The 26,392-nt window shown below is 31.7% G+C and carries 22 protein-coding genes; 6 read left to right on the forward strand and 16 right to left on the reverse strand.

What is annotated here, in order from left to right:
* The first annotated feature begins 706 nt into the window (after positions 1–706).
* Together KHA90_RS21220 and KHA90_RS21225 are read left to right on the forward strand one after the other, a co-directional pair.
* The gene (locus KHA90_RS21220; RefSeq protein ID WP_213306215.1) at positions 707–1,951 is read left to right on the forward strand and encodes a glycoside hydrolase family 71/99-like protein; all 1,245 of its coding nucleotides are present in this window, start codon (positions 707–709) and stop codon (positions 1,949–1,951) included.
* A gap of 25 nt (positions 1,952–1,976) precedes the next feature.
* The gene (locus tag KHA90_RS21225; protein ID WP_213306228.1) at positions 1,977–4,001 is read left to right on the forward strand and encodes a glycoside hydrolase family 97 protein; all 2,025 of its coding nucleotides are present in this window, start codon (positions 1,977–1,979) and stop codon (positions 3,999–4,001) included.
* A gap of 397 nt (positions 4,002–4,398) precedes the next feature.
* Here the strand turns inward: KHA90_RS21225 and KHA90_RS21230 are convergent, their stop codons facing one another.
* Positions 4,399–5,316, reverse strand: a complete 918-nt coding sequence (locus KHA90_RS21230; protein ID WP_213306231.1) for a hypothetical protein — start codon at positions 5,314–5,316, stop codon at positions 4,399–4,401.
* A gap of 422 nt (positions 5,317–5,738) precedes the next feature.
* On the opposite strand from KHA90_RS21230, the gene KHA90_RS21235 reads away from it, so the two are divergent.
* Positions 5,739–6,914 (forward strand): hypothetical protein, encoded by a 1,176-nt coding sequence (locus KHA90_RS21235; protein ID WP_213306234.1) that lies wholly within the window; start codon positions 5,739–5,741, stop codon positions 6,912–6,914.
* 32 nt (positions 6,915–6,946) lie between these two features.
* Here the strand turns inward: KHA90_RS21235 and KHA90_RS21240 are convergent, their stop codons facing one another.
* Positions 6,947–7,381, reverse strand: a complete 435-nt coding sequence (locus KHA90_RS21240; protein ID WP_213306237.1) for a DUF6526 family protein — start codon at positions 7,379–7,381, stop codon at positions 6,947–6,949.
* Between the two features lie 325 nt (positions 7,382–7,706).
* Positions 7,707–8,189, reverse strand: a complete 483-nt coding sequence (locus tag KHA90_RS21245) for a DNA-deoxyinosine glycosylase (protein ID WP_213306240.1) — start codon at positions 8,187–8,189, stop codon at positions 7,707–7,709.
* A gap of 216 nt (positions 8,190–8,405) precedes the next feature.
* On the opposite strand from KHA90_RS21245, the gene KHA90_RS21250 reads away from it, so the two are divergent.
* A complete protein-coding gene (locus tag KHA90_RS21250; RefSeq protein WP_213306242.1) occupies positions 8,406–9,431 on the forward strand; it encodes a helix-turn-helix domain-containing protein in 1,026 nt (341 codons plus the stop codon).
* A 618-nt stretch (positions 9,432–10,049) separates the two neighbouring features.
* A complete protein-coding gene (locus KHA90_RS21255; protein WP_213306245.1) occupies positions 10,050–11,003 on the forward strand; it encodes a bifunctional helix-turn-helix transcriptional regulator/GNAT family N-acetyltransferase in 954 nt (317 codons plus the stop codon).
* A 97-nt stretch (positions 11,004–11,100) separates the two neighbouring features.
* Here the strand turns inward: KHA90_RS21255 and KHA90_RS21260 are convergent, their stop codons facing one another.
* From KHA90_RS21260 to KHA90_RS21290, 7 genes are all read right to left on the reverse strand, one after another.
* Positions 11,101–12,300, reverse strand: coding sequence for an NAD(P)/FAD-dependent oxidoreductase (locus tag KHA90_RS21260; protein WP_213306249.1), 1,200 nt, complete (start codon positions 12,298–12,300; stop codon positions 11,101–11,103).
* A complete protein-coding gene (locus KHA90_RS21265) occupies positions 12,297–12,785 on the reverse strand; it encodes a low affinity iron permease family protein (protein WP_213306252.1) in 489 nt (162 codons plus the stop codon). The genes KHA90_RS21260 and KHA90_RS21265 overlap by 4 nt, the downstream gene beginning before the upstream one ends.
* A 6-nt stretch (positions 12,786–12,791) precedes the next feature.
* Positions 12,792–15,611: an AsmA family protein gene (locus KHA90_RS21270; RefSeq protein WP_213306254.1), complete on the reverse strand. Its 2,820-nt coding sequence runs from the start codon at positions 15,609–15,611 to the stop codon at positions 12,792–12,794.
* A 121-nt stretch (positions 15,612–15,732) separates the two neighbouring features.
* Positions 15,733–16,605, reverse strand: coding sequence for an MlaD family protein (locus KHA90_RS21275; protein ID WP_213306267.1), 873 nt, complete (start codon positions 16,603–16,605; stop codon positions 15,733–15,735).
* Positions 16,606–16,631: 26 nt separating this feature from the next.
* Positions 16,632–17,411, reverse strand: coding sequence for an ABC transporter ATP-binding protein (locus KHA90_RS21280; protein ID WP_213306282.1), 780 nt, complete (start codon positions 17,409–17,411; stop codon positions 16,632–16,634).
* Position 17,412: 1 nt separating this feature from the next.
* On the reverse strand, positions 17,413–18,171 hold the full coding sequence (locus KHA90_RS21285) for an MlaE family ABC transporter permease (protein ID WP_213306285.1): 759 nt from the start codon (positions 18,169–18,171) through the stop codon (positions 17,413–17,415).
* 642 nt (positions 18,172–18,813) lie between these two features.
* Complete coding sequence (locus KHA90_RS21290) at positions 18,814–21,093, reverse strand: glycosyltransferase (protein WP_213306288.1); 2,280 nt, start codon at positions 21,091–21,093, stop codon at positions 18,814–18,816.
* Between the two features lie 419 nt (positions 21,094–21,512).
* Here KHA90_RS21290 and KHA90_RS21295 point away from each other — a divergent pair, with 419 nt between their 5' ends.
* Positions 21,513–21,674, forward strand: coding sequence for a DUF1328 family protein (locus KHA90_RS21295; protein ID WP_213306292.1), 162 nt, complete (start codon positions 21,513–21,515; stop codon positions 21,672–21,674).
* Between the two features lie 151 nt (positions 21,675–21,825).
* On the opposite strand, the gene KHA90_RS21300 is transcribed toward KHA90_RS21295, so the two are convergent.
* The 6 genes from KHA90_RS21300 to KHA90_RS21325 all read right to left on the reverse strand — a co-directional run bounded on the left by KHA90_RS21300 (position 21,826) and on the right by KHA90_RS21325 (position 26,062).
* Positions 21,826–22,323: a DinB family protein gene (locus KHA90_RS21300; protein ID WP_213306294.1), complete on the reverse strand. Its 498-nt coding sequence runs from the start codon at positions 22,321–22,323 to the stop codon at positions 21,826–21,828.
* A 21-nt stretch (positions 22,324–22,344) separates the two neighbouring features.
* A complete protein-coding gene (locus KHA90_RS21305) occupies positions 22,345–22,719 on the reverse strand; it encodes a VOC family protein (RefSeq protein WP_213306296.1) in 375 nt (124 codons plus the stop codon).
* Positions 22,720–22,805: 86 nt separating this feature from the next.
* Positions 22,806–23,015 carry a hypothetical protein gene (locus KHA90_RS21310; protein ID WP_213306299.1) on the reverse strand — a complete coding sequence of 70 codons (210 nt, stop codon included), beginning with the start codon at positions 23,013–23,015 and terminating at the stop codon, positions 22,806–22,808.
* Positions 23,016–23,025: 10 nt separating this feature from the next.
* Complete coding sequence (locus tag KHA90_RS21315) at positions 23,026–23,406, reverse strand: DoxX family protein (protein ID WP_213306302.1); 381 nt, start codon at positions 23,404–23,406, stop codon at positions 23,026–23,028.
* A gap of 549 nt (positions 23,407–23,955) precedes the next feature.
* Positions 23,956–24,561, reverse strand: coding sequence for a Crp/Fnr family transcriptional regulator (locus KHA90_RS21320; protein ID WP_213306305.1), 606 nt, complete (start codon positions 24,559–24,561; stop codon positions 23,956–23,958).
* A gap of 148 nt (positions 24,562–24,709) precedes the next feature.
* On the reverse strand, positions 24,710–26,062 hold the full coding sequence (locus tag KHA90_RS21325; RefSeq protein ID WP_213306308.1) for a hypothetical protein: 1,353 nt from the start codon (positions 26,060–26,062) through the stop codon (positions 24,710–24,712).
* Positions 26,063–26,392: the final 330 nt, after the last annotated feature.

Here is a 26,392-nt window from a genome sequence, read left to right on the forward strand (position 1 = left end):
CCACAGATTAGAAGATTAAAATGATTAAAAAAAGTTTCACGCAGATTTTACAGATTAAAGCAGATTTAATTTTGATGTATTAGAATAAATAAATCTGCAGAATCTGCTTAAATCAATTTAAATCTGCGAGAAAAAATTTAGCCACAGATTAAAGGATTAAAATGATTTAAAAAAGTTTCACGCAGATTTAGCAGATTAAAGCAGATTTAATTTTGATGTATTAGAATAAATAAATCTGCAGAATCTGCCTAAATCAATTTAAATCTGCGAGAAATAATTTTAGCCACAGATTAAAGGATTAAAATGATTTAAAAAAAGTTTCACGCAGATTTTACAGATTAAAGCAGATTTAATTTTGATGTATTAGAGTAAATAAATCTGCAGAATCTGCTTGAATCAATTTAAATCTGCGTGAAATAATTTTGCCAAAGATTGGAAGATTAAAAAATTTCTCTCGCAGATTAGGCAGATTAAGCAGATTATTTTTTATGCAGAATCTGCTTAAATCAATTTAAATCTGCGTGAAATAATTTTAGCCACAGATTAGAAGATTAAAATAATTAAAAAAAGTTTCACGCAGATTTAGCAGATTAAAGCAGATTTGGTTTTGATATAATTACAATAAATCTGCGTGAAATAATTAAAAAAAAATCTTTCTAATCATTTTAATCTGTAGCAAAAAAAATAAAACAAACAACACATCAATATGAAAAGATCTATCACATTATTGTTTTTTGGGATTATGAATATTTTAGTCGTTGCGGGTTGTAGCAGCGATGATAAAAATTCAGATCAGCCTACAGAACAAGAAACAATTCAGCCTGTTGCGATTGAAAAAACAAATAGCACCAAAATTTACGTTCATTATATGCCTTGGTTTGAAACCAATGAAAGTAGTGCCGATAAAAAATGGGGATATCACTGGACAATGGCAAACAAAAATCCAAACAACATAGGCGCCAACAATCGCAGAGAAATTGCGTCGTATTATTATCCGCTAATTGGTCCTTATCATTCAGGCGATAAAAATGTGATCGAAAATCATTTATTATTGATGAAATATTCAGGAATCGATGGAGTTTTAATCGATTGGTACGGCACTTATGATGTCAATGATTACAGAATGGTAAAAGAAAATACAGAACAGCTTATCGCAATGCTGGACAAAGTTGGTCTGGAATATGCCATAGTTTACGAAGACAGAATTTTAACCAATGTAGTAAGCGCCGGAAAAGCAATATCTGTTACCAGCGCAGCAAAAACCGACTTGGCTTATTTGGAAAAAAATTATTTTGATGATAAAATTTACATCAAAGTAAACGGAAAACCATTGTTGCTGAATTTTGGACCAATTGTATTGCAAACCCCAGCCGAATGGACAAACGTTTTTAATACGTTAACCACAAAACCTACTTTTTTAACCCTTTGGGATCAATCAGTTGAAGCGGGAGAAAATGCTTCGGGAGAATATGCGTGGGTGTATAAAAACAGTACGTATCTCACTAATTTTTATACCAATACAAAGCCAAAACTTGCCGTTGCAATGGGAAGCGCTTATCCCGGATTTAAAGATTTTTATGCCGAAGGTGGTGGCGGAGCAGCAATTGGCTGGACAATAGAACCCAACAACGGAGCTACTCTTGACGAAACACTTTCCCTTGCTAAAAATGCAAATCTAAACTTCCTGCAATTAATCACTTGGAATGACTTTGGCGAAGGGACAATGTTTGAACCAACAGTGGAATTTGGTTACAGTTACATTGAAAAAGTAAAAGCATTTGCGGGCGTAAAAAGCACCGAAACTGTTTTTCCGGATATCAGTAAAATGTACAATCTGCGAACAGAAAAGAAAGGTAATGCCGATGCCCAGAAACAATTAGATCAGGCTTTTAATTATTTTGTTTCCATGCAGCCAGCAAAAGCAAAACAGTTATTAAACGAAATTAAATAAGAGTTGTAATTAATACAATTAGATAATGAAAAACATAAAATATAGATACTGTTTAATCGCTTTAGCGTCGATATTGATTTACGCTTGCAGTTCTGGTACTAAAAAAACATACAAAATAAGTTCTCCCGGAAAAAATACCGAATTAGTTTTTGAATTAACTGCTTCAGGTCAGCCGCAATATAGTTTTACGGCTAATGGAAAATCGGTAATAGAACCCTCTTTATTAGGATTTGAATTTAAAGGCATCCAAAAAATGACAGAAGGTTTTGAAGTGGTTTCCACCGAAGAAAAATCAGCAGATGAAACATGGGAACAACCGTGGGGAGAATTCAAAAAAGTGAGAGATCATCACACCGAATTAATTGTTCATTTGAAAGAATCAAAAGGCGAGGAGCGTTTGGTTGATATTATTTTCAGGGTATTTGATGATGGTGTTGGATTTCGATATGAATTCCCGAAACAGTCCCATCTAGATAAAGTCGAAATAGCAAACGAGATTACGCAATTTACTTTCAAATCAAATAATGACGTTTGGTGGATTCCCGTACATCGCGAAAATAGTTATTATGAAAGTACGTATCGCAAAACGCCAACAAGTAAAACCGATACGATAAATACGCCGGCAACTTTTGAAACCAAAGAAAAATTATTTGTGGCAATTCATGAAGCCAACTTAACGGATTTTACTTCAATGACGTTACTAAAAACAAATGATAAACAATACAAAAGCGAATTAGTGCCGTGGAAAAATGGTGTAAAAGTATATGCTCAAACGCCTTTTAAAACTCCGTGGAGAACTATTGTTGTGGGGAAAACTCCGGGCGAAGTGGCGACTTCGACTATTATGCTAAATTTAAATGAACCTTCAAAAATTGAAGATCTTTCGTGGATTACGCCTTCAAAATATATTGGAATCTGGTGGGGAATGCATCTGGAAAAATTCACTTGGGGACAAGGTCCAAAACATGGCGCAACGACTAAAAACACCAAAGAATACATAGATTTTGCTGCAAAAAACAATTTAGACGGAGTTCTTGTAGAAGGCTGGAACGAAGGCTGGGACGGCGACTGGACTGCTGATGGATCTTCGTTTAGTTTTGTAAAAGCATATCCTGATTTTAATCTGGAAGAAATTACTAAATATGCCGCCATAAAAAATGTTCGGTTAATAGGACATCACGAAACTGCCGGAGCAACAAAACATTATGAAAGTCAGTTGGAAGATGCTTTTAAATTGTATCAAAAAATGGGCGTAAATACCGTAAAAACGGGTTACGTAAATAAATATCTGGATAAAAAAGAATGGCACGATAGCCAATACGGAGCACGCCATTATAGAAAAGTAATGGAAACAGCGGCTAAATATCATATCATGATCGACAATCACGAACCTATTAAAGGAACAGGATTGCAACGTACTTACCCCAACTTTATGACGCAGGAAGGCGGAAGAGGTCAGGAATACAATGCATGGTCTGTAGATGGAGGAAATACTCCGGAACATTTAACGACTTTGCCTTTTACAAGAATGCTTTCCGGTCCTTTTGATTATACACCGGGAAATTTCAATTTTGATTATAAAACACCTTCAGGAGCAAGAGTACAAACTACTTTAGCAAATCAATTGGCGTTATATGTGATTATTTTTAGTCCGTTGCAAATGGCATCAGACTTACCGGAGAATTACGAAGGAAAACCGGAATTTCAGTTTATAAAAGAGGTTCCGTGTACTTGGTCTGATACAAAAGTGCTGGATTCTAAAATAGGTGAGTACACAACAATTGTTCGTAAAGACTGGGACGAGAAAAACTGGTATTTAGGTTCTATCACAAACAGTGCTGCAAGAAACCTTAAAGTTGATTTATCATTTTTAGATACCGGAAAAGAGTACGAAGCCGAAGTTTATGCAGATGGGGCAGGAGCAAATTATAAAACGAATCCATATCCGGTTACGATTTCAAAACAAAAGGTAAATAACAAAACAATATTAGATCTGAAATTAGCAGCTGGCGGAGGAACAGCTATAAAATTTACTCCAATTGAGAAATAAGTTTTAGTTTATTTTGAGTTAAGTTTAAGTTGAGTTTGAGCAATGAACCCGATAGCTGTAAAAGTTAACGGGTTTATTTTTTTAACCATGTAAGTTCATAGAAGTGATTATAAGTTCTATGTTGAATTCTTACATAGTTGAATTCCTATATAACCTTTTGCGGAATTTCTTGCGTTTCCTTCGATTTTGCTCAGGACGGCAGTAATTGTCAAAATAAAAATCTGCACAATCTGCAAAATCTGCGAGAAATAAAAACCAAATCACGTATCAAGAAGATTTGTTTGATCATAGAAATCAGGATGATAAAAATGCGAGCATTGGATTGAAATAAAAAATCTTTGACAGTCACAACCAAAACTTATAATCACTTCTGTGAACTTATAGGATTAAAACTCCTTTAATGTTTATAAAATTTAACGTGATTCCCAAAGGCATAAGTTGCGGTAATAGTTGGACCATTATATCCCCATTTAAAATATCCGTTAAGTTTTTCTCTTTCAGCATCAACCCTAATGTTTAATCCGGTGTAACCAGCGGTTAGGCTAAGATTTTCATAAACATTAAATAATACAGATAAATTATAACTCCAAATGCGTCCGTCAATATCATTAACTTTAAGGGCAAAATAATTGACATTTGCATAAAGCCCCCATTTTTTTGCTAAAACAACTTCTGTCCAAAGTCCAAGATCGGGAAGTGGGGCAGTAAAATCAAAATCATCTCTGTATTCTATTTCTGCTGTGGCTCCTTCAAGTTTTAAGCCCACGTCTGCCAGCATAATGTGCGAACCTATAAGTGCACCAATTTCATACTTAGGCTTTGAGATAAAGGCATATCCATATGTAATACGATAGATTTGATTGTCCATAAATGCCGAAACTGTTGCATTTACAGGATAAGTATGATTGCCAAATTCTATTTCTTTTTGAAGTGTTTTAGTTGATGTTCGTTTTAAATAAAAATATTCTGCGCCAAATCTTGATCGTCTTGAAATTCTCCATTCAAATGCTCCGGTAAACGAAGTGGTATGTTTCTTAAATCCCAAATCTTTTTCAAAATCAATCATATTTCCAAAATTACCATTATTGCTTCCTACTTCAACTTGTGTATTATTTGAAGGAAAAAATACACCAGCGGTAAATTTAAAACGTCGTCCGTGCCAGGGTAAATCTCCTGCATCGTAATCTTGAGGTAACAAATTAGAATTGTTTTCTAAAGCAGGTAATATCTTTTCTTCAGGAATTTCAGCAATAGTCTGAGCCTGAATTGTGATAGAGAAAAGAGAAGCAATCAAAAAATAAAATAATTTTTTCATGAGACTTATTTTTAGATTTATTGATAAATTGAAACATTTAAAGTTAGCAAAAAAAACATACATATTGAGTTTTTTCTTGTTATTGTTTTTGTAATAACGTTGATAATCAGTAAATTCAAGAGTCAATTACAATGTCAATGTCAAATTTCAATTACAATTACAATGTCAAATTTCAATTGCAATATCAAATTTCAATTTTTAGATTATATCATATTGGGATAATTGACATTAATATTTGACTTTTGATTTTTGAAATTGACATTGATTTTTGAATTGACATTGACATTTGATTTTTGAATTGATATTGATTCTTGAAATTGACATTTGATTTTTGAAATTGACATTGATTTTTGAAATTGACTTTTGACATTAACTTAAAAAAAAGATTCTTTATATTTGAGAGTAACTTTTCAAAACAAAACATGGATAAAAAATTAAAGAACTTCTTCGTAAAATCTTTCGTCATCCTATTATTTATTCATTTTGGCTACTTTGCATATGGCTATTTTAGGTTTGAAGGAATTGGGAATATTGATATTTATACTGAGTTTTACAGGTTTAAATTTTATGATGATGTCTCAATTTCGCACTTTTTTGTAAGTGGATTATTTTTGCTTTTCTTTTTGATTTTTTTACTTAAAAATCATTCCAGACAAAATTATTCTTTTGGGAAATTGCTAAAAATTGGTGGATTATTATTGCTGATTTCCTTTTTGAGTTTTTCTTTTTTTGTGAGTTATAGTTTTGGACTAAATGCAAAATTGAAGTCGGAATTATCTGAAAAAGAGTTTAATAAGGATAAAACGCTACTGAATGTTTTGAATCCGTTTTTATATAATTATACTTCTTACAGTTCTGAGAAATTGTTTAATCCGCTTAATATTTTATACCCAAAACCATATCCGGTCATTGAAGTTGTTGACAGTACTTTGATTTCAGATCAAAATTATATTACCGAAAGTACGTATTATAGTATTGATACCTTAAAAATGCTAACCACTGATTTAGATAAAGTTTCGACCGTAACCAGTTCGTTTTTAGGTGATATTGGTTTTGGTACCGAAGAACTTAAGAAAAGGATTATCTCAAAAAAAATCGTTAAAGACAGTACTGAAATTATTTATAAAGGACAGGAAGTTAATCCGAGATACGATGGTGATATTTGCGTATTTCTGGAAAATAAATCGTTGTATAAACCCGTAAACGGCATTCCGGTAGAGCAACAGCAATATGATGCTGCGGTAAATCGTTACAAGCTGATTTATAAGTACAAACCAGATTCTTTAGTCTCTAATTTCAAAAAATTAGATACGCTATTTAAAAAATATAAAATCGAAAGTAATATTGCTCCTAAAGATCTTGCAAAAGATGTTGAGTATTTTAAAAATCATAATAATGAAGTGCTGAACGAAATCAGAAATAATTTCGACAGAAAGGCTTTGGCAGAAAAATTCACCACTTTAGAAAGACTTTTTTACAAGCCAAATTATCTACATGAATCTATTATTGCAATTTATTTTGGTGTTATTGTAATAATGTGGCTGATTGGTTTTTTAATTTATGTTTTGTTTAATTTTAAAAGAAAAACAAGTAATTAAAAATTGCTTTTTTAAATTGCTATTGGCATTTATTAAACCCTGTTATAATCACCTTTCCAGTGTACGATTGCTTTTTTGATCGCATCACCGGTTAAGTTATTTTTTAGCGCATCTTCTATAAGCGGAAGTATCTCATTATCTGGCGCAAAACGGAGGGCAAATATTTGATCATCAGTTAATTTATATTCAAATTCTTCAAGTCTTTTTCCGGTAAGGGTAAAATAGCGATAACGGAGTTCTAGGCGCACAATTCGGTTTTGAAGAATTAGCGAATAATGCTGACGTAACATAAAAGCAAGGCAAAACAAGAATATAAAACCAACACTTATAAACGACCAGATTAATGCATCATTTGTTGTGAAGGCAAAGTAAATACTTGAAGATAAAAAAATAATTAGAATAGGATAATACACAAAATGATGCGGTGTATAAAATCGTATATGATTGTAATAGGTTTGAATTTTCATAATTGTTTGAATTTAAATGGGTATAAAAAAACAAAAGCTATCCTAAAAAATAGAATAGCTTTTTTTCAAAAATAAACTAACATAACCAATGTTCCCTTTATAATTAAACTAATTAAAGTTTTCTTAGTAATATCTAAATATTTAAAAAAAGCCTCAATTTCATGATTCATTTTCATGGCTTAATTTTGTTTATGTAAAAATAGATTTCTGTTGTAAGAAAGTTGTTATATTTTTAAGATTAAATGTTATAGGATTTCAACTTTACTTCAATTCGGCATTTTAAGGATAAAATAGAATTTTCGAAATTATTTGCTGTTTTTTACTATTATAAAGATGCTATAATCTTCCATTCCTCTAACTTTGACTGATATGTTTTACTTGCATTTGCCGGACTTGTTGATGGCAAAGTCACAATTTGATATGTTTTTTTTAAGTGAACATATTTTTTAAAGAAAGCTGCCGCAGCCTGCCCGTTAAACAAAATGGTTTTAATATTAGGATGTTTTTCAAGAAACGTTTCAAAATCATTTGCGATTTCATTTTTTATGGCGCTGTCTAAACTTCCAACGCGATCGCAGAATTGTAAAACATCCCAAACGGCAATTTTGTTTTTTTGCAAAAGTGCTTTTTTAGTTTCGTAATCAGTTGTGAAATCTTCATTAAAGATAGAAAACATGAATTTCCAGAAATTATTCTGATTATGTCCATAATATTGATTCAGTTCTAACGACTTTGTTCCGGGCATTGTGCCTAAAATTAGAATAGTAGCATCGCTATTTGATATGGGTGGGAAAGAAAAACTTTTCATATAAATTATTATTTGCAATAGTTAAGATAAAGAATGTAAGGCTTAAAATAATTATCCCGAAGTAATTATAAAACAATTTAGAAAAATTATATAACATTTTTGCTGTACTTCTGAACGAACTTTGAATCGTAGATTTTTAGAAATCCGTATCCCATAAAACGGAATTTATTTTTGTAAAATCTATATCAAATCAAGTTAAATTTAAATCCTGGCAAAATGAAAATAGTTACTATAAATACAGAAAAAACTCAAAATATTTTTGAAGAGTTAAATACAAACTTTGGAGGAAATGTAACTTTTGATTTAGACGAATATACTTTAGAAACGAATAATGGTTTTGCGAAAGGTTCTATAATTGGTGCTTCTTTCAATGATAATATTTCATATGTTCAATTTGACATGACTTTTTCTGTTGATGTTCGCATGGATATTTTAAATTCAAAATCATCACCAATATATTTTGCTTATTGTTCTAAAGGAAATTTATCGCACAGTTTTGGTGTTACAGGCGAGGAAAGAGCGTTTAAAACTTTTCAGACAGCAATTGTAACTTCAAAAGAAAAACAGGATAATGTATTGTTTTTTGAAAGAGGAAAAAATACACAACTGACTTTGATTATCGTAGGAACGCAAAATTCTGATGAAAAACAAATGCATTCCTTAAACCAAAAAGTAAAAGATACTTTCTTTGAAAATAATGCTGCTCAGGATTTCTTTTATATAGGTTCATACAATTTGAAAATTGCTGAGAAAATTGAACAATTAAATGCTATTACACAAACCGGAATCGTAAGAAATTTATTGAAAGAAGGAATTTTAAGAATTATTCTGGCCATGGAAATTCAACAACATACAGATGATTTATGTATCACTTCTAAAGAAACAAATTGTTTGACTTTAAGAGAAATGGAAGAAATAAAAGAACTTTCTGAAGCTATAAAAGCCAATCCTGAAGAAGCTTTTACGATTAAATCGTTAAGTAAAAAATCAGGTTTATCGCCAAACAAATTACAGGAAGGCTTTAAATTGATCCATAACAGAACTGTAAATGATTATATCACGCATATGCGCGTTTTAAAAGCCGAAATTTTAATCAGGACTTCAGACTTAAATATTTCTGAAATCGTTTATTGCATAGGTTTTACCAGCAGAAGTTATTTCTCAAAAATCTTCAAAGAAAAATTCAATTGTTCGCCAAAAGAATATAAATTCAATTTGAATCCGTTGGCTATTACGGCATAAGGAGGTTCAAAGTTGCAAAGGTTCACAGCGACAAAGGTTTTTGCCATAAATATAAAATATTATAAATGTCTTCAGAGGCGCACAGTAGGGCGTCTCTTTTTTTGCGTAAAATTTGCCCACGGATTTTACGGGTTAAACGGATTTTACGCGGGTTTTATAATCTTTTTAAATCCCATAATCTGTGGCAAAAGAATATACTATTTAAAAGAAAAAATCATTACTCAAATAGTTGTTTACTCTTTACTCTTTACTCTTTATTCTTTGCTCTTTATTCTTATTCTTTATTCTTTATTCTTTACTCTTTATTCTTTACTCTTTATTCTTTACTCTTTATTCTTTACTCTTTATTCTTTACTCTTTATTCTTTACTCTTTATTCTTTACTCTTTATTCTTTACTCTTTATTCTTTACTCTTTACTCTTTACTCTTTACTCTTTACTCTTTACTCTTTACTCTTTACTCTTTACTCTTTACTCTTTACTCTTTACTCTTTACTCTTTACTCTTTACTCTTTACTCTTTACTCTTTACTCTTTGTCCCTAAAAAACTTATCAACTCAGAACCTCAGTATCTAAAAAAACAATATATTTGCATAACTAATTATGTAATTGATTATATATGGAATTTTTTAATAAAGTGGGAAAGGTTGCTTTAGGGAGCCGATTGCGTTTAATGACAGCGGTTATTACTGATGATGCTGCAAAAATATACGAATCATATGGTATGAATTTTATGCCAAAATGGTTTCCTGTTTTTTATACCTTAATGCAGGAAAGGGAAATAACCATTACAGAAATTGCGAATGAAATTGGCCATTCACAACCATCGGTAAGTAAAATTGTGCAGGAAATGATTGTTGCAGGTTTGGTTGAGGATAACCAAAAAAGCAATGATAAACGCAGGAATATTGTGGGTTTGACAACGCAAGGCAAAGAATTTTCGGAAGAATTAAAACTGCAATTGAAAGATGTTGAAGCCGCAGTTGATAATTTAATTACAGAATCAAGTCATAATCTATGGGCAGCACTCGAAGAATGGGAATTTTTATTAGAACAAAAATCATTGTTTAAAAGGGTCAACGAAGAAAAGAAAAAACGTGAAAGTCAAGACGTGCAAATCGTGAATTTTGAACCTCAATATCTGGAAGCTTTTAAGTCCTTAAACGTAGAATGGATTTCGACTTATTTCGAAATGGAAGAAGCAGATTATAAAGCATTAGATAATCCGCAGGAATATATTTTAGACAAAGGCGGGAAAATTTTAGTGGCTTTGTACCACAATGAACCGGTGGGAGTTTGTGCGCTTATCAAAATGAATAATCCAACCTATGATTTTGAAATGGCAAAAATGGCAGTTTCTCCTAAGGCACAAGGAAAAAACATTGGTTTTTTATTAGGTCAGGCAATTGTAAACAGTGCCAGAGATCAAGGCGCAAGCAAAATATACCTGGAAAGTAATACAATCCTAAAACCGGCAATTAACTTGTATAATAAATTAGGTTTCCAGAAAGTGTTTGGCTTAGCAACGCCTTATAAACGTTGTAATATCCAGATGGAGTTGGTGATTAAGTAACAGAGCTTCAAAGGTTCAAAGGTTCAAAGGCTCAAAGAATCCAACCTTTGAACCTTTGAGCCTTTGTTACTTTGAACCTAAAAAAAGGTAAAACCTTTTATCTTCCAAATCGATAATACTCTAAATCCTGATTTTTTTTGCCGTTTATCGAGTCTAAAATAGAATTCATTCCTATAACGCTAAAAGTAATTCCGTTTCCTCCAAAACCTAGTACGTAATGTTCATTTTTATTGGGATCTGGTTTACCGAAATAGGGCAAGCCATCTTTAGTTTCTCCAAAAGTTCCTGCCCAGGAATAATCTAGTTTAAAATCGATATTAGGAAATTTTCTTTTAAAATGTCTTAAAAGGTATTGTTCTTTTTTGGGCAATAGTTTATCACGCTTTGCTGCATCTTTAAACTCCTCATCACCACCGCCCATAATAATCCTGTTGTCTCTGGTAACCCTAAAATATAAGTAGGGTGAAGAAGTATCCCAAAAAATTGCATTTTTAAAAGCAGTTGGCAATACCTCCAAACTTTCAGATGCAATTACAAAAGTACTTTTTAAGTCCACTATTTTTTCACCTATAGTTTCAGTACTTTCATAACCGGTACAATGAATTATGTGATCTGCAGTTATGGTAAATTTGCTTTCTGTGTGTGCGATAGCTTTTCCCTTTTGATTTTGGATCGATGTGATATCTGTTCGGTCGTAAACAAGCATTCCCTTTTTTTTGCAGTAATGAACTAAATCATTTGCGAGTTTGAAAGGATCCATAACGGCAGCAGTTTTTGACTCTATCGCTGCAATTGCATTTAATCCCATTTTTTCAAGATGCCATCTTTCCAGCCAGTTTACATCAAATCCGTGTTCTTTTCGGCATTTATATTCGTTTCTCAAAAACGGAATATCTTTTTTTAAGGAGCAATAGTAAATGCTTTTTTTAAACTCAAACTCGCAGTCACTTTTTATAGTATCAATAATAGTACGTAAATCAAAGACGGCTTTTTTACCATTTGTATAACTATCGACTGCGCATTCCAGTCCTCTCAATTTTATTAGTTCATGTAGTGGAACATCAATTTCATATTGCAGTAAAGCGGTACTTGCGGCTGTGCTGCCGTTAGCAATGTCACGCTTGTCTACTAATATTACTTTTTTACCTTCGGAAATTAACTGGTAAGCGATTAATGCTCCTGTAATTCCTCCACCAATAATTAAGATCTCTGTTTTAAGATCTGCGTTTATAGATGGATAGCTGTATTTCATGGCGCTTTTTAAAGGCCAAAAAGTTTCAGAGGAACGTAGTTTCATTTTTTGGTGATATTTCTGGTGCGTGATTTAGTTCTGTTTTTGTCTTTGCGCTCATGTTGGTCCTGGGCTTCGGCAATAGAATGTGAATTTCGTATGCTTTCATCTTTTTTAGCCAGTTCACTAAGTCGGTGATAATATTTTTGAACGATAATCATTTCTTCTTCAGTCATACTTTCAATATCCACTAAGCTATTACTGGAATATTCGTTTGAAGCTACTAATTCGTTTAACTTCAATTGAATTGCAAGTGAATCTTTGTTTTGCGCTTTCTGAATCAAAAACACCATCAGGAAAGTAATAATTGTAGTTCCGGTATTGATTACCAATTGCCAGGTTTCTGAGTAATCGAAAACAGGTCCTGAAATTGCCCATACAACTACAATTAAAAAAGCACCTATAAAGGCTGTGGTGCTTCCTGCGGCTTTAGAAACATGAGTCGCAAATTTTTCGAAAGCACTGCTTTTCTTTTGTTTTTTAGATTTCATTTCAATTTACTTTTTGCGTTTACTTACTTTTTCTTCCTTAATTACTTTGTTGTTTTTTTCATCATAAACAGCTCCAATAATTTTTTGACCTGTTTTGCTGAAAATTTTAATTTTAGGAGCATCGTGCGTTCCTGTAATAACAATTGGAAATCCGACTATACCAAATGGAGGTAATCCTAATCGCATTCGCAAATCTAAAAGTCCGTCAAAGCTTGTTGTTCCTTTTATAGTTGGTCTAAAACTGGCGACACTAAATGTGAAATCTTCTATACTAATTAAGTTATTATCAATGGTTGAATTGATTTCAATTCCTTTTAAATTAGGATCGTCTAAACCTTTTTGTCCGGTTTGAGAACTGATTCCGTCAAATAATTTCAATCCTTTGACTTTTACATCACGCAAATTTATTTTTCCGCCACCTTCAAGAGATTCGTATATAGGTCCCATATTTCCGTCCAGATCTCCTTTGACTTTATAATCGACAGAAATAATTCCCTCTGCTTTTTCTGCTGCCGAAACCATATCATGAAACATAGGGATTTCTTTGTATGCTCGTTGAACACTAAAATCTTTGGCAGTAAAATGAGCATCAAAATGTGCTGATGTTGGTGATTCATCTTTATAATTAGCATCAACTCCAACGATACAATCAATGATATTAAAAGTGGTTTTTTGTAAATAAAAACCATCTTTTGTAATCCCAATTTTACCGTTAAGTTTGTTTAAAACTAATCCGTTGTATTCCACTTTATCGGCATTTGCGGTAAGGGCAACATTTAAATTTTGAGGCACAATTACAACTCCGCTCATTTTAGGATGATCTTCTCTTGCATATTGCACTTCGATATTTCGATCAATATTTTCGCCTTTTTTAAGCGCCATAAATTCATCAACATTAATCAGTTTAGATTTCATATTGAAATTTCCGCTTAAAGTTCCGTGTGATTCCAGAAAATAATTGATTGTATTCAGCAAATATCCATTGATGGCAAAATCTGATTTTCCGTAAGCGGCATCAAATCTTTCAAACCACATTTTTTCATTCTGAAAACGGAAATTTCCCTGTTTGATATAAAAGGCTTTCGGGAAAAGTTCTGAGGTTGTTTTTATATTTTTCAACACAATAGTTCCTCGATTATCCAATTTGTCATATTGCCCTTTCGTGGCGTAGCTTTGTTTTCCTTTAAGCGAAAGATCTGCTTTTGCATAGCCCGTAACATCAAGACCTTTTTGAGAGAAAACCTGATAAATACGTCCAACATTCAATTCTCCTTTTATTTTTGCGTTATACGCCAAATCGCTAAAATCTGATAATGTAGCATTTACATACATCGGATTTCCTTCAAAAACAAATGAAGCAGGAGCAACGGCAACAATCAAATCCTGAAATGTTCCGGCTTTGTTTAGCACATTAGCAACAAAAGTGATGTCTGTGATTGGGTTAGGATACGAGTCGGTTTTTAGCCAGCCGTTATGTAAAGCAATTCCGCCAATGGTTTTAGGAAACAATTTTTTTGAAGTGCTAAAAACACCTTTTGCCTGAATATTGGTTTTTAAAAGTCCTTTTAACTCAAGACTTGTTAAACCTATTGCGGCATCAACTGTGGCTAAATCTAATGCGCCTTTTACACTTGCGTCAACGGTCATTTCGTTAAAACCTTTACTTCTTAAATAAGCGGTGAAATAATCTTTTTCGCCCACTTTAAATTTAAAAGTATCCAGATTAACCAATAATTTTTCTATGTCAAGTGAAGGCAAAACTGCGTTCAGATTCATTTTAAAATCGGTTAATGGGGCAGGAGCATTCTGGTAATTTATGGCACCTTCATCAATTTTTAAATTAAAAGCCAGATCCGGTTTTTGGTTTTTGGCAACATTATAATTTCCTCTAAAAGTAAAAAGCAAATCACTTTTACCGGAGATTTCGGTTTCGTCCATCCAAGTTAAATATTCCGGAGGCATTACTGAAAATAAATCTTTTAGGGTTGTATTTTCAGATGCGGCTTTAATATTGATTTTATATCCGTCTCTTAATATCGTAAATAAACCAGTAAATTTTAAAGGTAATTTATTGATTCTTAATTCATTTTTTTGAAGAATGAACGAAAGTGCGTGTGTATTAATTCTGGTAATTAAATCAGCACGAAGTTCTTTTTGTCTTAGATAGGCTGTTTGCTTGTAATAGAAATCGACATTATCAATTCTGGCATCGGTTTTTAAGTCAAAAATATCTTCGCTCAAATTTCCTTTTCCAACATAATTAAATCCTTTTGCATCGACCATAATCTTGGCAGAACGGTCGTTGTATTTTACATGACAATCTTCAAGATCAATTCGTTCTAACCTGATTGCGGTTCCTTCGTCAGGGTTATTTGGGTCTTCTGGTTTTTTGTCACGATCTTCCGGAGCGACATAAATATTATAATTGGCTTGTCCTTTTTGGTTCAACATTATATTAATTAAAGCTTTGGAAACATATAATTTATTAATTTTCACTTCGTTGTCAAAAATCAGTGTTTTTAAGTTGATCCCAAAAGCAACTTGTTCAGCTTTTAGCAAAGTATCATTACTAAATGGTGCCGAACCTGTGAGTGATAAATCGTCAAGCGAAACTGTAAGCGACGGGAAATGGGTAAAAAACGAAAGTCTGGATTTTGTAAAATCCAACTTTGTATCTAAACGCTCATTCGCGATTTTTTTTACTTCGGTAGCTATTGTTCCGGGAAAAAGCAGCGGAATCAAAAATAGTAACAGCAAAATACTTGCTATTACTATTCCTGTTACTTTTAAAATTTTGAGGCTTATATTTTTATGTGAAGTTTTCATAATTAGATTATGTATAAACAAATTTTAACACATAGAAACATAGGATTTACTTCTTAATTATGTAAGTATGTAGTCTATGTTTCTAATGTGTTAAAATAATTCGTTAGGTATGTTCGTTTAATTATTTTCCTTTTTTAGCATCTTCAGCTTTTTGTTTTTCCAGCTTTTCTTTCTCTTCCTTAGCCTTTTTATCTGCTTTTTCTTTTTCAGCTTTGGCTTTTTCAGCTTTCTCCTTATCTTCTTTAGCTTTTTCCTCTTTAGCTTTTTCTGCCTTTTCCTGCTGTTCTTCTTTTTGCTCTTTTATTTCCTCTTTTTTCTTTTCTTTTTCTTTCTCTTTTTTCTTGAAGTAACCTTTAAGTAAGAAATTGCTTTTTGCTGCTTCCATATTTTCGCTGAAACCTTTTGTACCTGATTCTAAGTTCGAAAGTGTGTTAGAAACGCTGCTCGCCATTTTGTCATCACGAACTAATCTTGCAAGAGCACCGTTTCCGTTATTCATACTATGGCTAAAAATGGCAAGTTCATCAGTTATTACGGCTGCATTATCAACACTTTTTTTAACGCTTTTCATTAAATCCTGCATCTCAATTCCGTTGACAGATGGAATTGCACCACCGTTTTCTACCACTTTTGTAGATTTAACTCCTGGGGAAATAGTAAGTACTTTATCGCCCATTAACCCATCTGAACCAATACTTGCACGAGCATCAGTTTTTATGAATTCACGAACTTCATCTTTTATAACCATTGATACCACTACCGAAGAATCATTTATTAACCTGATTTCTTCAACCGTTCCGATATTTATTCCTGAAAAACGAACATTATTTCCCACCTCTAAACCACTTACGGTTTTGAACTGTGAGGTGATATTGAATGTTGAACCAAAAAGATTTTTTTGTTTCCCAATAAAGTAAATTGCCATTACAAAAAGCAATAAACCTATTGTTACAAACATTCCTAATTTCCAAGTATATCCAGATTGCTTATCCATGATTTCTAATTATTTATTTTTTAGTATTATTGAAAAAAAGATCGAACCCACTCGTCTTCATCTTTTTCCAGTTCTTCGTATGTTCCTTCTGCGTGTATTACTCCCTCTTTTAAAACCATGATTCTGTCGGCTGTAAGTTTTGCACAAGCCATATCATGCGTAATAATGATCGAAGTCGTTTTGCGTTTATGTTTGATATCAAGAATTAATTCACTTATTTCCCTTGATGTTATGGTGTCTAATCCAGTTGTAGGTTCATCGTATAAAATGATTTCCGGTTTTAAGATTAAAGTTCTGGCTAAGCCAATTCTTTTTTGCATACCACCAGACAGTTCCGAAGGCATTTTATCAATTGCATCGCTTAATCCTACATTATCCAAAGCTTCCATGATTTCACTTTCAACTTCTTCGGGAGTTAAATCGCGTTTGTGCTTTTTTAGTGTAAAAGCTAAATTTTCTCTAACCGACATTGAATCGTATAAAGCGCCACTTTGGAATAAAAATCCAATTCTGACTCTTATTGCATTCAATTCAGGTTTTGTGATATTGAGTACGTTTTCGTCAAAAACTTTTATTTCGCCTTTGTCTGGTTCAATTAAACCTACAATACATTTTATAGTAACTGATTTTCCTGATCCGGAACGTCCTAAAATCACTAAATCTTCGCCTTTGTTTACAGTAAGATTTACGCCTTGTAAAATCTTATTATCCTTTCCAAAAGTTTTGTGCAAGTCCTTGATTACAATCATAGGTTCTTGCTTTTTAGTATCTGAAACGGGTTCTGTATTTTCTTTTTCCTTAATCATCTTAAAAAAATAAATCGGTTATTTGAACAGCGACCATGTCAATAATAAAAATGGTTAGCGATGCAGTAACAACAGCTGAATTCGCTGCTTTTCCAACACTTTCAGTTCCGTTTGAAGCATTAAATCCTTTATAACATCCAATCATTCCGATAAAAAATCCGAAGAAGAATGTTTTAACCGTTGCCGGAATAATATCTAAGAATTCTAATGATTGCAGAATTTGTGTCAGATATCTGTAGAAATTAACATCTCCATGTATATTGATACCCACATATCCGCCAATAATCCCTACAGCATCTGCAAAAAACACTAAAATAGGCACCATTAATGTACAGGCTAATATTCTGGTTACAACTAAATAATTATAAGGGTTTATTGCCGAAACTTCCATTGCATCAATTTGTTCCGTAACTTTCATTGAACCTAATTCGGCACCAATTCCTGATGAGATTTTACCTGCACAAATTAGCGCTGTAATAACCGGAGCAATTTCTCTGATTAGTGAAAGTGCAACCATTCCGGGTAACCATGATTCGGCACCAAATTTTACTAAAGTTGGTCTTGATTGAAGCGTAAGTACCAGGCCCATAATAAAACCGGTTATAGCAACAAGAGGCAAGGATTTATAGCCAATGACATAACATTGCTTCAAGAACTCTTTTGTTTCATAAGGAGGAACAAAAACCTCTTTAAAAAACTGCTTTGCAAACATTGTTGCATTTCCTATTTCGGTGAAGGTATTTTTTAAAGTAAGGATCAAAATACTATTTTTTAAGTTATCTATCGCATCAAATCAACGGTTTAAGAAGATTGCATACCCCTTGATTATTATAGATTAAAATTACTTTAGAAGTAGGAAGAAAATCTTACACAACTTTTTTAGAAGTTTATATAATTAACATAGTCAAACACAATAAGTGTAAAATTACCACGTAACGTCAAAAATGTTAAATGCTGATTATTAGGGTGTTTTTTATGGATCTGTCTTTTTATGTGTGTAATAATGGCGCACGGATGACGCGGGTTTAAAAAGGTTTGTGCTGGTTTTGACAAGATCGTGGTAAAACTTTGAAAAATATACAGGCAAATAAATAATAATACCTAACAGGTTTTAGAAACCTGTTAGGAGAGTAAACATCTTATAAAAACTGAAATTCCTAGCCCTGATAGAAGTGCAAATCCTTTTGTTTTTTTCTTTAAAAAATAAAAGATTGAAACGAATAGCGGGAAATAGCTCCTAATTATTGAGATGATTTATAGTGAAATGTAAAAAGTTTTAGAAGATTTAAACATTGCTAATTTTAGAATTTACATAATATACAAAAGCAAAAAATCCCTTTTTAAAAAAAAGGGATTTTCCGGGTTCAATAGATTTTGGTCAGCAATAATCTATTTTTATTTATTACGAATTAATAGCAATTTCGCCTTTATTAGGTTTCATTAAGGGAATTACTTTTATTTCGGCTAATTTCAGGTTTTCCATTAGTAATCTTGCAGTTAAGAAACAAACTGTTGATTCTGCACCTTGATTTAAGTTTACATTTTCTTTTTCAAGTCCGTCATAACCTCCACCACTAATTGGGTTGTACATAATTTGACCTAAATGGTTTTTTCCTAAAAACCAGTTGAATGCTATCTTCATTTTTTGTTTATACTCCGGCGTACCAAAAGCACTATAGAATGAATTTAATGTATGAATCGTGTAGGCAACATCAATAGGTTGTTCTCCATAAGGATGTACTTCTGATTGTGAATTTCTGTGTAACCAGCCATTGTTTGAAATTACTTTGAAATTATTTTCATTGAACATTTTCGACATTAAAAAGTCAAGTGAATCTAAGGCTACTTTTTTATAAATAGGTTTATTGGTAGCTAAAAACGCGAAAAGCATGGATTCAGGTAAAATACCATTTCCGTAAGTCATAGAGTTTTCAAACCATTTCCAGTCGCTTGAAGCATGAATTTCATAGTTAGAAAGCAATTTTGCATTCAATTTATTAATTATTGCAGCTACATATAAGTTAGGAACGGTTGAGTGATATAAATATAATCCTTTTGTTGCGAAACCTATTGAACGTGGAGATTGAATACTTTCGGCCCATTTTAATGAGTTCAATAAACATTTAGATGCTTTTTTTGTAATGGCTTCAGGTAAAATATCCGAGTGTGAAATTACTGTTCCTAATGCCCAGATTGCTCTTGCGTTAGAATCTTCTAAGTTTACTTCGGCATTTTGCTCGATGTGTTCACGGTTTTCTTTGTCGACATAATTGATAAAGTCACCTTTTGGCTGCTGACAACGAATGATGAAATCTAAATAAATTAAGATATATGCTAAATCTTCTTTATCCTTTGTTAGTTTGTAATGCATGCAAATCGCAATTAGGGCGCGTGCATTATCATCTAATGTATATCCTGATTCAAGATCCGGAATTGAAATTTTACTAAACTGAATAATTCCTAAATCAGTTGTCAGTTTTTTGATGTGTGACAATTGAATTGATGGATAGGTATATTTTACTTCAGTCTGATTTTCAAAAAGTTCCTGATACGTGTTCATGTGCGTAATTGCTGCATTTTCCCATGAAGAAGCGCGAGTTTTTCTAAAAGCATTAATTCCCATTTCTTCTCTTAGATTGTCATCTGAAAGTAATTTTATGGCTGCTTCTGAAAATTGATCTACATTCCCGATATCAACTAAAATTCCTGAATCTTCAGTTAATACTTCTAAAGTATGAGGGATTTTTGAAGCTACAATTGGGCAGGCGCAGCTCATTGCATACGAAAAAGTGCCGCTTACTGCCTGATTTGGATCTTTTGATGTAAACAAATATACATCAGTCGCTTTTAGGTAATTTAAAAGTTCATTTGTGTCCAGATATTCATTTATAAAACGAACATTATCTTGTAAATTTAAATCATTAACAATGCCTTGCAGCTTATCACGATATGAGTCAACACCGTCGATGATTAAGTTTGGATGTGTTTTACCAATAATCAAATAAAGGGCATTTGGTGTGTTTTCAATGATTTTTGGCAATGCCTGTAAACCGGTTTCTATATTTTTTCCTTCGCCTAAAAGACCAAAAGTTGATAATACTTTACGATCCTGAATATTGAATTTTTCTTTTGCCTGATGTGGAGCTTCATAAATTACAATGTGAGTTCCGTGAGGTACACAAGTTATAACTTCGTCTGCAATTTCATAATCTCTCATCAAAATTTCTTTTGATTGATTTGTCATTACAAATACTGAATTGCTATAAGAAAGTAAAAGTTTTACAAATGTTTTTAGCTCTTTATTAGGATTCGGGATTACAGTATGAAAAGTATATGTTAAAGGCTTTTTTACTTCATTCAAAAAATCTAATAAATAGTCACCATAATTTCCTCCAAATAAACCAAACTCATGTTGAATATGAACCAATTTTACCGATTTATCTTTGTTGATTTCGTGGGCAACTTTAGTATACTCTTCTTTATTTTTTGTGTTTAAAGTATATGCTTGTGTTGGATTTGTTTTTGGTTTATCCACCAATTCACAAATCTGGCAAGTAATGGATTTACCATAAACGTCTGTAATTCCTTTTATTGTATCCTGCGTATATGTTGCTATTCCACATTGTGTTGGAGGGAATGTTGATAGAAAAACTATTTTTGATTTATTTGATATCGTTTTCATGGATAGTATGTTTTAGTTCTGTTTATTATGTCGTTAAGATTCAATTTTGCTGCCGCAATTTTAATTGGCAACACCGTAATAATATGTAATTAGTTTATCAAAAATTGTTTCTTCATATGGTGTAACAATAAGATTTGTAACCTTCTACAACCATCTGCTTTTTAAATTTTTTATAAAATTACTTTGTGAATGGAGGCAGAATTAATCCAATCGATGAAAAAATTAACTCTAAAGATTTTATGTGGGAATTTTGTAACTAAAATGATGAATTATAAAAGTAGCTCAAAAAATTGATTTCTAGTTGATTGCGATAAAAAATTAACGTTTAGAGTTAAACGAATTTGTACGAATTATGGAATTTTGAATAACAAACAAATAAGACTTGCAAAAAGTCATTTATAAATTAAAAAACTGAGATTATGTTACGTTGGACTGTCACATTTGTAATTCTTGCTATAGTAGCCGGAATTTTTGGTTTTGGCGGAATTGCCGCTGGAGCTGCTGGTATTGCAAAAGTTTTATTCTTTATATTTTTGGTATTATTAGTAATTTCATTAATCACCGGAAGAACAAAAGTTTAGCAATAAATTTTCAATCATATAAAAAAAGCGATCCTGTATTTAAAATACGGGATCGCTTTTTTTATTTTAGGTCTGAAGATTTTGTTCCAGGTTTAAGGTTTCAAGTTGTAAACTGAGACTAAAAACTGCGACTATAATCACAGACTAAAAACTATTTCTCAAAAATAACCTTCAATTGATGCGTATGTCTTGTAGTGTGGAAAATAGCGAAGTTAATTAACTCATATATGGTTAAAGTGCCGATTCCGGGTATTTCAAAATCCAGACAGGTTAGCGATAAATCATAATTTGCTACAATATCCAGTATTTCTGATTCTATTTTTTGGAGTCTGGAAGTAAGTTCAATTTTATCATATTCACGATCTTCAGGATAAATAAAGTCCGGCGAATCGTATTTTGTATTGAAATTCAGAAAAATATCTTTTAGAACAGGAATTTTTTCATCGATTGCATTCTCTAATTTTTTAGTATTTCCATCGCAAACTTTTTTAAAACCTGATGTTGCTTTGATAATATGTCTCACTACTTGTCCGGGAGTCCAGCTTCCTTCAAACGGAATTATATTAATTTTGCTTTGATCAAAAAGCGAAATTGTCTGATATAATGCTGCAAAAGTATTTTCTACTTCTTGTTTTAGTTTGGCTTTCATGATAAATAATTTAGTTTTTACTTATTTAATTATTGATGTAATCCACCAAACATTTCCAAAAGAATCTGTTATTCCGCAAGTTCTTCCGTAATCCTGATCGCTTAATTCCATTAAGTTTGTTGCTCCATTTTCTAATGCTTTTTTATATGTTTCATCGGCATTAGTAACATAAATAAATAAGTTAGAGGTTTGTTTTGCCCAATCTTGGTTTTCTTCTGTGACCATAATTGTACTTCCGTTTACTATAATTTCGGCATGCATTATGGTTCCGTCGTCGCGTATTTGTTTGTTAGAATTTTCTGCGCCGAAAACTTTTTTTGTGAATTCGATAAATTCTGATGCGTCTTTTAAAATTAAATAAGGCATTATTGTTTGATGTCCGGATGGTAAGTTCATTTTTTATAGTTTAATAATTAGTAATATAAATTCAAAATTTTAAAATATTAAATTGAAAATGAGGTTTTATGACCTGCATTGTTTAATTATAAAAGGACTTCGCAATGAAAACCATGAGCATTAAGAAGTTCAATAATTACGGAATTTGAGATCGATAAACTGTGGATTCTCAAAATTTTATCACAATCTTCCAAATCAAAATTGATTTTGCTGTTTGGAAAATGCTCAAGAAGTTTCGCCACAATCATATTCGATTGTTCAATTTCCTGAACATTTGTTTTAAAAATTTCGATCATATTTCTACAATTATAAAGCGATATTTTTATAGCGCTCAATCCTATGATAGTAATGATAGGAAATGGCTAAAATCACCAAAAATATTAGAGGGAAAAACGACTGGAAATTAACTCCGTCAACCGCAAGATGACTTATTGAGGCGAATATAAAATCAAATCCAAAACCGGCATAAGCCCATTCTTTTACATTTTTAGGAATCTGAGGAATAACCAATATCAAAACTCCCAGGATTTTAAAAACAACCAATGCATTCCCGAAATATTCCGGATAACCTAAATGTTTAATTCCTTCTTTTGCCATTTCACTTTGCGAAGTTAGTGCGGGCATAACGCCTTCAAACAGGAATATAATAGTAGTTGTAATCCAAAAAATGATTTTTGCTTTTTTCATAGGTTTGTTTTTAAATGGTTATTAGTTAATGTATTACAAACTTACGAATCTTATTTTTTTGTAGGATTATGTATTTAAGACTATTTTAGGGGCATTTAGGACAAAGTGAATGATTTAGATTTTAGAGTGTTGATTTTTAGATTTTAGAAGAAAGAGGATAAAACAAAGAAGAAAGATTTTAGACAGCTTATGTCAGGGTGAGCGAAGTCAAAGGTGCTCACAGTACTCTACGGATGATATTAAGTATTTGCTTTGCTTACGTTCCTTCGACTTCGCTCAGGATGACAAAAATGGGCGTATAACTAAATTCGTATAACAAAATTCACTTTAAATAAATTAGAATAAAAAATCCGTTTTTATCCGCGTTTTCGCTTTAGCGAATCCGTGTCATCCGTGTGTCATTAAACAGTTTTTAGAAATATCATTACGTACCAAAACTTATTGGGCGAGCTTGAATTTTCGATTTACAATATTTGATAGTACTGTTATGAATAGGATAGGAAAGGAGTGCCAATGGTTCACTGCAAAGCGATAAGAACATACATTGATTTACAAATCTTTTTCGAGACTTTTTCGAATACGGCTTAATTGTGTTGGAGTAATTCCTAAATGTGATGCAATGTGAAGTAAAGTAATTCTCTCTGAAATATCCGGATGTTTTGATAATAGATCGAGATATCTTTCAGTAGCATTTTCCATAACTAATGAAATTTCTCTTTGTTCTTTTTCAATGACCCAGTTTTTTTCCAGATAAGCAATGTAGAAGTTTTTTAAATCGTCATTCTGAAATATTAATTCGCGATAATTTTTATAATTGATGTTTATCAGAATAGAATCTTCGAGCGCTTCAATAGCAAAATCAGAAGGAATTTGCTGAATTAAAGAAACTGTGGAAGCCGCAAAATCTCCTTCAAGAAAAATATTTTTATTGTAAATATTTCCTGCTGCATCAGTTATAAAAGCTCGTAAAGCACCTTTACCAATAAAATGAATTTCTTTTGCAATTTGCCCGTTTCTTAAAAGTAATTCTCCTTTTTTTACTGATTTTTTTTCGATGATATTTTCAATCAATTGCCATGATTTTTCAGAAATAGAAGCGTAACTTTTGAATTTCAGTTTTAAATTATTGAGGTATTTATCTTGATGGAGTGTCATTTTATTGAAGTTTTTTCGACTTATCAAAAGTAAAGAAATAAAGTGAATCAGAGTCGTTAGCACGCCGTGACTATCAATAAAAAAACGCTGCAAAATTGTTGAGATTTACAGCGTTTAAAAACGTTTTTTTTATAATTTTAAAAGTAAATTATTGATAATATGTATAATCTATTTTGATAGTTTGACTGATATCACTTTTTGTAAAATTGTAGTTATCTACTAAATTGTGATCATTAAATTGAAAGGTTCCAAAGAATTTGTAGTTGTCATTTTCTGTTTCCAGTTCAGCTTCAGAGTAATATTTCTCAAATGTTTTATCTCCTTTTTTCTCTATTTTTGACTTTCTAAATTGTAAAACGCTACCATTTTGGTAAGATGTATATTTATGAGTAAATGGAAATACATTTGTCTGACTACTGCAGTTTCTTGTCCATACTACATTATTAATGTAATACACAGTACAATTATTTTCCATTTTTTCTTCAGCAAAAGAGTTCATGTAAGCAAACTTATCATCTTTCATTAAAGTATACGATTTTTGCATTAGTTTGCCATTTTCAAGCCAGGTAATTTTTGTTTCGTTTGCATCTCCAACATTCTCAGTAGATATCATCTTATTATCATCGTAATTAATAGTATATGAAACCTGATCATTTTTAACGATTGTAGTTAGTATTCCATCTTTGTAGATATAAATATTTTTAGAGGTTTCTTGTCCATCTCTGTTAAAATATTTAATTATAGAAGGTTGCCCGTTTTCGTTTAATGCAATACTTTTTAACGGAATTTTACTTCCTTTTTTATTGATTATATACGAATCGATTGTTTTTACTTTTGTATTAGGTTGCTTAAATATAGTAGCATCATCCTCTTTTATGTCGCTAAATGGCATATTAACAGAGGCTAATACAGCATTCATTACTTCTTTAGATTTTGCAGTAATTTTGTTTTTGCTGGTCAGCGAAGCAACTTCTTTTTTATATTTTCGATTATTGATAACGTATGATGACTCTTTTTTTCCACCCACTTGTTCTGATACAAATTCAGTTGCCATTTTTGCGCCTTCTCTTACTTTTACAGCATCATTCATTTTTCCACTCCAATATGCAATTGATTTGTACGACTGACCATCAACGCTAATGTCTAAAGTTTGTTTGTTGTTGAAAATAACATATGTATATTTTCTAATATTTATAATCTCTAACGGATCTTTTTCGAAATTCTTTTTTAATTCTATTTGCTCAGAATTATCAGGATTTGCCAAATCTACATTGCTTCGTCCCGTGTATTGATCAACATCTATTATTAATACATATTTTTTTCCTGCAGTTATGCGTAAAGTATCAATTGTTAATGGTTCCTCCTTAACGTAAATTTCTTCTACAACTGTGTTTTGTGCAACTTTTGTTGTTTTCGGTTTTGTTTTCTTTTTGGTTTTTTTTTGTGAAAATCCTTGAAATGATAAAGTAAGAATAAAAATAATGCTCAATAAATGTTTCATTTGGTTGTTAGGTAATTAATTTGTTTTTAAATTGATTTAAATGTGACTGTGGTATTATGATCATAAGACTTACAAATCTATTTTGTAGTATAGTTTTGTAATTCCTTACAAATGTAATTATTTTCGTAATAAAAAGGAATTCTTTATTGCTAATCTTATTTTTTTATTTTAATTAGAAAGAAAATTCGTTTTTCTTAGATTATAAATCATTGTTGTCCGATAAAAAAAGAAGCCAAAAAGATGGCTTCTTTAAATGAATCGTAAATTTGTGTTTCGACATACAAAATACGATGAGTAAAAGTAATTATTTTTCTAGTAAATCTGTTTTCG

This window comes from Flavobacterium psychroterrae (genome assembly GCF_018380615.1).
In the GTDB taxonomy this organism is placed as follows: Bacteria; Bacteroidota; Bacteroidia; order Flavobacteriales; family Flavobacteriaceae; genus Flavobacterium; species Flavobacterium psychroterrae.